The 7,898-nt window shown below is 57.0% G+C and carries 5 protein-coding genes; 1 reads left to right on the top strand and 4 read right to left on the bottom strand.

Annotated features, from left to right (window positions below):
- Window positions 1–166: 166 nt before the first annotated feature.
- Window positions 167–4,066, bottom strand: coding sequence for an ATP-dependent RNA helicase HrpA (hrpA, locus tag ACR6JA_RS03385; protein WP_213716255.1), 3,900 nt, complete (start codon window positions 4,064–4,066; stop codon window positions 167–169).
- A 213-nt stretch (window positions 4,067–4,279) separates the two neighbouring features.
- Between hrpA and azoR the strand changes: the two genes are divergently transcribed.
- Window positions 4,280–4,885, top strand: coding sequence for an FMN-dependent NADH-azoreductase (gene azoR, locus ACR6JA_RS03380; protein WP_494493588.1), 606 nt, complete (start codon window positions 4,280–4,282; stop codon window positions 4,883–4,885).
- Window positions 4,886–4,998: 113 nt separating this feature from the next.
- Here azoR and paaY read toward each other — a convergent pair whose 3' ends face one another.
- The 3 genes from paaY to ACR6JA_RS03365 all read right to left on the bottom strand — a co-directional run bounded on the left by paaY (window position 4,999) and on the right by ACR6JA_RS03365 (window position 7,850).
- Window positions 4,999–5,595: a phenylacetic acid degradation protein PaaY gene (gene paaY, locus ACR6JA_RS03375; protein ID WP_213716254.1), complete on the bottom strand. Its 597-nt coding sequence runs from the start codon at window positions 5,593–5,595 to the stop codon at window positions 4,999–5,001.
- Between the two features lie 14 nt (window positions 5,596–5,609).
- A complete protein-coding gene (gene paaX, locus ACR6JA_RS03370) occupies window positions 5,610–6,536 on the bottom strand; it encodes a phenylacetic acid degradation operon negative regulatory protein PaaX (RefSeq protein ID WP_213716253.1) in 927 nt (308 codons plus the stop codon).
- Between the two features lie 126 nt (window positions 6,537–6,662).
- On the bottom strand, window positions 6,663–7,850 hold the full coding sequence (locus tag ACR6JA_RS03365; RefSeq protein ID WP_494493587.1) for a glycoside hydrolase family 5 protein: 1,188 nt from the start codon (window positions 7,848–7,850) through the stop codon (window positions 6,663–6,665).
- Window positions 7,851–7,898 lie beyond the last annotated feature (48 nt).

The raw sequence follows: 7,898 nt of genomic DNA, 5'->3' as shown, positions 1-7,898 counted from the left end.
GTTTACCGCTTCAGCGGCGATGAGCTCGCCGGGCGCCGGGGGTTGTCAGGGGGCATGGCGTAGTGCCCCCTGACACGTTCACTGTTTGCTTAGCTTGCAAGGAAAACGGCTCTAAAGGTGAACGGAAAAGTCGCGTTGCTTACATACATACGGGATACTACGAAATTCAAAGTGACACCTGCTCCATGGCCTGCAAAATACGCTTATCGGAAATCGGGTACGGGGTCCCAAGTTGCTGAGCAAAATAACTGACGCGCAGCTCCTCGATCATCCAGCGGATCTCCTGCACCTCTTCGTTTTCTCGGCTGGCCGGCGGCAGCTTGTTGAGCCACTGCTGCCAGGCCTGCTGCACGCTTTCCACCTTGAGCATCTGCGCGCGATCGCGGTGCGGATCGATAGCCATTTTTTCCAGCCGTTTTTCGATTGCCTGCAGGTAACGCAGCGTGTCGCCGAGGCGTTTATAGCCGTTGCCGGTCACAAAACCTCGGTAAACCAGGCCGCTCATCTGCGCCTTAACATCCGACAGGCCAAGCGCCATGGTCATGTCCACACGCCCTTTCAGCCGTTTGTTGATGTTAAAGACCGCGGTGAGGATCTGCTCCACCTGTTTGGCAATCTCAACCACCGTATCGTTCAGCTCGGCGCGCACTTTCTCGTGCAGCGCGGCAAATCCTTCTTCACTCCAGACCGGCCCACCGTTTTGCGCAATCAGTTTATCAATACCGCAGGAAATGCAGTCGTCGATAAGCTCAAGCACCTTGCCGTACGGGTTAAAATAAAGACCCAGCTTGGCTTTGTTCGGCAGCTTTTCGTGCAAATATTTCACCGGCGACGGGATGTTCAGCAACAGCAGACGGCGCAGCCCGCGCCACATCGCCTGCTGCTGCTCGAGCGGGTTATCAAACAGCTTAATCGCCACGCTCTCTTTTTCATCCACCAGCGCCGGGAAGGCTTTCATCCGGTAATTGCCGCGTTTCTGCTCATAGCTTTCCGGCAGCGAGCCGAAGCTCCAGATGTGCAGCCCGCTCTGCTCGATGCCGTCATCCGCCACGGCGGAAAGCGTCTGCTGCACTTTATCCTTCAGGCCGCCTTTCAGCTCGCTGAGGTTTTTGCCCTCCTTCAGGTTCTTATTGTGCTCGTCCACCACGCGGAAGGTCATTTTTAGGTGATCGGGCACCTGATCCCAGTGCCAGTCTCCCCGGTCTATGGTGACGCCCGCCATGCGGCGGAATTCGCGCTCCAGGCTGTCCAGCAGCGGCAGTTCCAGCGGCGTAGCCCGGCCTAAAAACGCCTCCGCGTAGTTCGGGGCCGGCACAAAATTGCGGCGCACCGGCTTCGGCAGCGATTTGATCAGGGCAATAATCAGCTCGCGGCGCACGCCAGGGATTTGCCACTCAAAACCAGATTCTTCAACCTGGTTCAGCAGCGGCAGCGGGATATGCACCGTCACGCCGTCGGCGTCCGCACCTGGCTCAAACTGGTAAGTCAGCCGCAGCTTGAGGTTGCCCTGATGCCAGAAGTTCGGATAGTCCAGCTTGCTGACCTGCTCCGCGCCTTCCCTGATCAGCATATTTTTTTCAAAGTTCAGCAGATCCGGCGTTTCGCGGCTGGTCTTTTTCCACCAGCTGTCGAAGTGGCGTGCGGAAATTACATCATGGGCGATGCGCTGGTCATAAAACTCAAACAGCGTTTCGTCATCCACCAGGATGTCGCGGCGGCGGGATTTATGCTCCAGATCTTCGATTTCCGCCCGCAGCTTGAGGTTATCGCGGAAGAACGCGTGACGGGTTTGCCAGTCGCCCTCAACCAGAGCATGACGAATAAACAGCTCGCGGCACAGCGCCGGATCGATATCGCTGTAATTCACTTTCCGGGCTACCACAATCGGCAGGCCATACAGAGTCACTTTTTCCTGCGCCATCACCGCACCCTGGGCTTTCTCCCAGTGCGGTTCGCTGTAGGAGCGCTTAATCAGATGCTGTGCCAGCGGCTCAATCCACTCCGGGTCTATCCGGGCGGCAATGCGCCCCCACAGGCGGCTGGTTTCCACCAGCTCGGCTACCATCGTCCACTTCGGCGGCTTTTTAAATAAGCCCGAGCCTGGGAAGATGGAAAATCTGGCGTTGCGCGCCCCGGTGTATTCCTGCTTTTCCGTGTCCTTTTGCCCGATGTGGGACAACAGCCCCGTCAGCAGCGCCGAGTGCACCGAGCGGAAGTCCCCCGGCTCGCTGTTCACCGGCAGGCCGAGCTCTTTCACCACCTGGCGCAGCTGGGTGTAAATATCCTGCCATTCGCGGACGCGCAGGTAGTTGAGGAAGTCCAGCTTGCACTGGCGGCGGAACTGGTTCGAAGAGAGCGCTTTTTGCTGCTCGCCGAGGTAATTCCACAGATTCACGTAGGCCAGGAAGTCAGACTCTTTGTCGTGGAAGCGGCGATGTTTCTCGTCAGATGCCTGCTGTTTATCCATCGGCCGCTCGCGCGGATCCTGAATCGACAGCGCGGAGGTAATGATCATCACCTCGCGCACGCAGCCAAATTTCTGCGCTTCCAGCACCATTTTAGCGAGACGCGGATCGACAGGCAGCTGCGAAAGCTGGCGGCCAGAAGCCGTCAGTTTATAAACGCTATGGTCTTCATCGCTGGTAATGGCGCCCAGTTCTTCAAGCAAGCGCACGCCGTCCTGAATGTTGCGCTTGTCCGGCGCCTCCACGAACGGAAACGCCTGAATATCCCCCAGGCCCAGCGCCGTCATTTGCAGAATGACCGACGCCAGGTTGGTGCGCAGAATTTCCGGGTCGGTAAATTCCGGGCGCGACAGGAAATCATCTTCGGAATAAAGACGAATACAGATCCCTTCCGATACGCGGCCGCAGCGGCCTTTACGCTGGTTGGCCGAAGCCTGAGACACTGGCTCAATCGGCAGGCGCTGAACCTTAGTGCGGTAGCTGTAGCGGCTAATACGTGCCGTACCTGGGTCGATAACGTATTTAATCCCCGGCACCGTCAGCGAGGTTTCCGCGACGTTGGTCGCCAGCACAATGCGCCGCCCGACGTGCGCCTGGAAAACGCGGTTCTGCTCGCTGTTGGACAGACGTGCATAGAGCGGCAGAATTTCCGTATGCGGCAGGTTGAGCTTAGTTAGCGCATCAGCGGTGTCGCGAATCTCACGCTCGCCGCTCATAAAGATCAGGATATCGCCCGAACTTTCGTGGCCCAGCTCATCCACCGCGTCGAAAATCGCCTGCAGCTGATCGCGATCGACATCGTCATTGTCTTCCACCATCGGGCGGTAGCGCACTTCCACCGGGTAAGTGCGGCCTGACACTTCGATAATTGGCGCGTTATTGAAGTGGCGCGAGAAACGCTCCGGATCGATAGTCGCCGAGGTAATGATGATTTTAAGATCGGGGCGCTTCGGCAGCAGTTCACGCAGGTAACCCAGCAGGAAGTCGATATTGAGGCTGCGTTCGTGCGCTTCATCGATGATGATGGTGTCGTACTGCATCAGCAGCCTGTCCTGCTGAATTTCCGCCAGCAGGATCCCGTCCGTCATCAGTTTGACCATCGTGTTGTCGCCGACGTGGTCGGAGAAACGCACTTTATAACCTACGCAACCGCCGGGTTCGGTTTGCAGCTCTTCCGCAATACGGTTAGCCACGGTACGCGCCGCCAGACGGCGAGGCTGAGTGTGGCCGATCAGCCCTTTAACACCGCGCCCCAGCTCCATACAAATTTTTGGCAGCTGAGTGGTTTTGCCGGAGCCAGTTTCACCCGCCACGATCACCACCTGGTGGTCGCGCACGGCGTTCAGAATGTCCTGTTTCTTCTGGCTGACCGGAAGATTTTCAGGGTAGGTAATCGCCGGGCGCGCGGCTTCACGCAGCTGTACTTTGCCCGCTGCGGCGTCAATTTCTGCGGCCAGCGTGTCGAATAAGGCCTGCTGAGAGTCAGCATTTTTAATTTTCTTCGCGCCATGCAGGCGGCGAGAAAAGCGTTGTCTGTCGCGGAGCATCAGCCCGTCAAGACGGGCGAACAAAGAGGACAGCGAGGGTTTTGTCATTTCCATTTTATCTATCGTTATTTCGCTACCGGGCACAACCGGATAAGTCACGGCGTCAATTTCCGCTATTTTATCACACCCCGATTTCGAGCGCCTTGTTCAATAAATTCGAATATAGGGTTCGATATATTGCGCTATCTCTGTCATCGGATTGTGAATACAGTAAGTCCTAACGAACGGGCACACTGTCCGACTGACCAAACACTAAGGAATCACCCCATGAGCAAAGTATTAGTTCTGAAATCCAGCATCCTGGCAGGTTACTCTCAGTCCAACCAGCTGTCCGACTATTTTGTTGAACAATGGCGTGAAAAACACAGCGCTGACGAAATCACCGTTCGTGACCTGGCAGCAAACCCAATTCCAGTGCTGGATGGAGAACTGGTCGGTGCTCTGCGCCCTTCCGATGCCGCGCTGACCCCACGTCAGCAGGAAGCTCTGGCGCTGTCTGATGAGCTGATTGCCGAACTGAAAGCGCACGACGTGATTGTCTTAAACGCGCCAATGTATAACTTCAACATCCCTACCCAGCTGAAGAACTATTTCGACCTGGTGGCTCGCGCTGGCGTGACCTTCCGCTACACCGAGAAAGGCCCTGAAGGTCTGGTAACCGGTAAACGTGCTCTGGTTGTGACCAGCCGCGGCGGGATCCACAAAGACACCCCAACCGATCTGCTGGTGCCTTACCTGAACGTGTTCCTGGGCTTCATCGGGATCACCGACGTGAATTACGTGTTTGCTGAAGGCTTTGGCTATGGCCCGGAAGTAGCGGCTAAAGCACAGACTGACGCGAAAGCGGCTATCGACAGCATCGTTGCTGCGTAAGATTTACTCTCTGGGTGACTGACCCTCACCCTTGCCCTCTCCCTAAAAGGGAGAGGGGATAAACAATATTCTCCAAACCTGTTTTCTCCCTCGCCCCTTTGGGAAGAGGGGAATTAACAGCTATTCTTGGGCTGATGCAAATCATCAAACACCAGACGCTTCCGCCCCGCCTCAACCTCCCGCAGCGGCTCCACCTGATGCATCGTTTGCTGGCAGCGAATCACTAAATCCTGGTACTCCTTCGTGCCCTGTTTCTTCCAGGCCAGCTCTTCAGGCCGTAATTCACGTATCGCTTTCGCCGGGCTGCCAATAATCATCGTATTCGCCGGAAATTCCGCCTTGCCTTTAACAAAAGCCGCTGCGCCGACAATCGAATTCTCACCAATTTGTGCCCCATCCAGAATCACCGCGTTCATGCCCACCAGCGCATTTTTGCCAATGCGGCAGCCGTGCAGGATGGCGCCGTGCCCGATGTGGCCATCCTGTTCAACAACGGTGTCCTGTTCAGGGAAGCCGTGCATCGCGCAGTTGTCCTGCACATTCGCCCCGTCTTCGACGATAATCCGCCCAAAATCCCCGCGCAGGCTGGCATTCGGGCCAATGTAAACGCGGTGCCCGAGAATAACGTCGCCGATCAGCACCGCCGTCGGGTGAACATAGCTGTCTTCCGGGACGACAGGCGTCAGGCCATCAATCTGATAAATGGACATACGGGCTCCTTATTTTAGGGGTTGAGTCCACCGAATCGCTTCTGGTAACCGCTCACCGGAGCGGGCAAGTCGCCCACCGAGGTTTCGCCCAGCTCGCTGACATAGGTAAGCGCCCCGGCGGCGACGCGCTGATAGATATTGATGCACAGCTGGCGGGCGTTCTGCCCCAGCCAGTGCGGCGGCAGCAGTTCATCCGGCAACAGCGGATCTTTCAGCACGACACGGCGGTAGAAGTGGATCAGCAGCAGTTGAATGTGAAAACAGCGCTGCGGCGTTAGCTCCTCGTTTCCCGCCTCACGCAGCAGCGGTAAAAGCGGGCGAAAAGAGTTGATAAATTCAGCGTAACGTTCGTTTTTGTCGGTCAGCAACCAGCACTCTTCCACGCGGGATCTCAGCGCTGCGCGGGACGTTTGCAGCGGGGATTCAGCCTCAAAGCAGATGACCTGCTCAGCCACGCCCGCCTCATGCAGCAGGCTTTGGATATCCGCGAGGTTTTGCGAGGGCGAAGCCATCAGGTTCGGCGCGAGCGCCCCAAAACCCTGCCAGATGAGCTGTTTTTTCACCTGTTGCAGCGTGGTTTTTTCCAACCCTTCGGAAAGCAGCAGCAGCCACTTTCCATCCCAGGCAGGCTGCCCGGCGCGATAAATTTTCGACTCAGCGCGACGGGTCATCCTCTGGCCCATATCGGTCAGGCGATAAAAACTACGGCGCCCCACTCGCTCGACATCCAGCCATCCCTCTTTATTGAGGCGAAAAAGCGACGTGCGCACAAAACGCTCGCCGAATCCCAAAGGCTCCAGCATCGCCGCGAGGCTACCTAGCCAGATTTCGCCGCCTCGATGAGCCAGCGCATCGCCGTACAAAGAGACAATCAGCGACGTGCCGCTGATGGGCACGGCGCTGACGGCCTGCTGAATAAAAGTGTCGAGTTTGCTGCTCATCCTGCCTCATTGCCGCTATGGGAATTTCAGAGAAAAAACATAGCATAATAAAGCGGACGGCCCACATTGAATTAGGCATTATGATTCAAAAAATCTCAAATCCCTCATTTTAACGTAACGTATAACTTAACGCGTAGGCGGCCCCAGGCGGCGGCTAATCGGCTCAAACTCAGGCGTGGCACGGCGCGGTAAAGTGTCCGGCTTATGTTCATCCATCGCCTGCCAGTACGACCAGGGCACTTTCCTTTTCCCCAACTCATAATCCATGCCGTCCCAGGCGTCTTCGCGAAAGCTGTAGAATGCCCAGTGCGCCTGCGTTTTATCCAGGGCGCTGAGGACATCCTCGAGATACTGGCGACACCCGGCCAACTGGCGCATATAGCCAAACTCCCCCGCCACCATACGATTCTGCGCCACCCCTCGCTGCTTAGCCCACCAGAATGGCTGCTGCAGATACCCGGCCACGCGCTCTCCGTTCCATTTTTCCTGTTTACCGCCAAAAGGGACAACGCCGGGATAGGCATACGGCTTCAGGCGTTTGAGGTTTGGCGCGCTGGTCGCGTCGTAGGGTTCGTACATATGAAAACTGTAAAGCACGCGATCGTCACTCAGGGCGGAAGGCCAGTAGCTAAAGCTGTCGGCGGCGGCGTACCAGCCGCTATCCACCATGATGGGCGTCGTCTTATCCACTTCGCGAATCGCGTTGATCACGGTTCGATAGAACTCTGGCAAGTCTCTGGCCGTGCCCTGGTGCGCTTTGTACCAGGCCTTCATTTCCTCCAGCGAGGCGTGTTCGGGGAGACCCGCCCGCTTCTCCGGCGCAGGCTCATTGACCAGGTTGTAGGCGGCAATCGCCGGGTTATCTTTTAGCTGCCCGGCCAGGTCACGCCAGAACTGCGCGCTTTGCTGCCAGTAACGTTTATCCTGCCACAGCCGGTCGTCAAAACGGCCATCATTGTTTTGCGCCCAGCGCATACCGGGCAGCGACAGCGGCGTAATCACCACTTTAAGTCCGGCGGCGTGAGCACGCGTCAGCGTCTCTTTGAGGATGCGGAGATCCTGCGCCATCAGCCCCCGATAGTTGTCGGCATTACCCAGCAAAAAATCACGTTGTTCCGGCTGCCATTTGTCCCACGAAAGCCGCACCCAACTGGCACCGTAGCCTTTGAGAGCGGTGAAATAGGCTCGATCGGGCGGCAGACGGTTAAAGCTGTTGCCGCCGTGCTGCGGCGAGTCCCAGAAGGCGATGCTGTCCATGGCAAAAACGGAACCGGAGAGCAGCGCCAGCCCCGCCCAAAGTGCTTTGAATTTCATGGCAAATACCTCAGTAGCGAAAGAGGCTGCAGTATTGCCGGTTAGCGG

It is taken from the genome of Cedecea sp. B1(4) (assembly GCF_059414925.1).
This window is presented reverse-complemented; position numbering and strand designations above follow the sequence as displayed.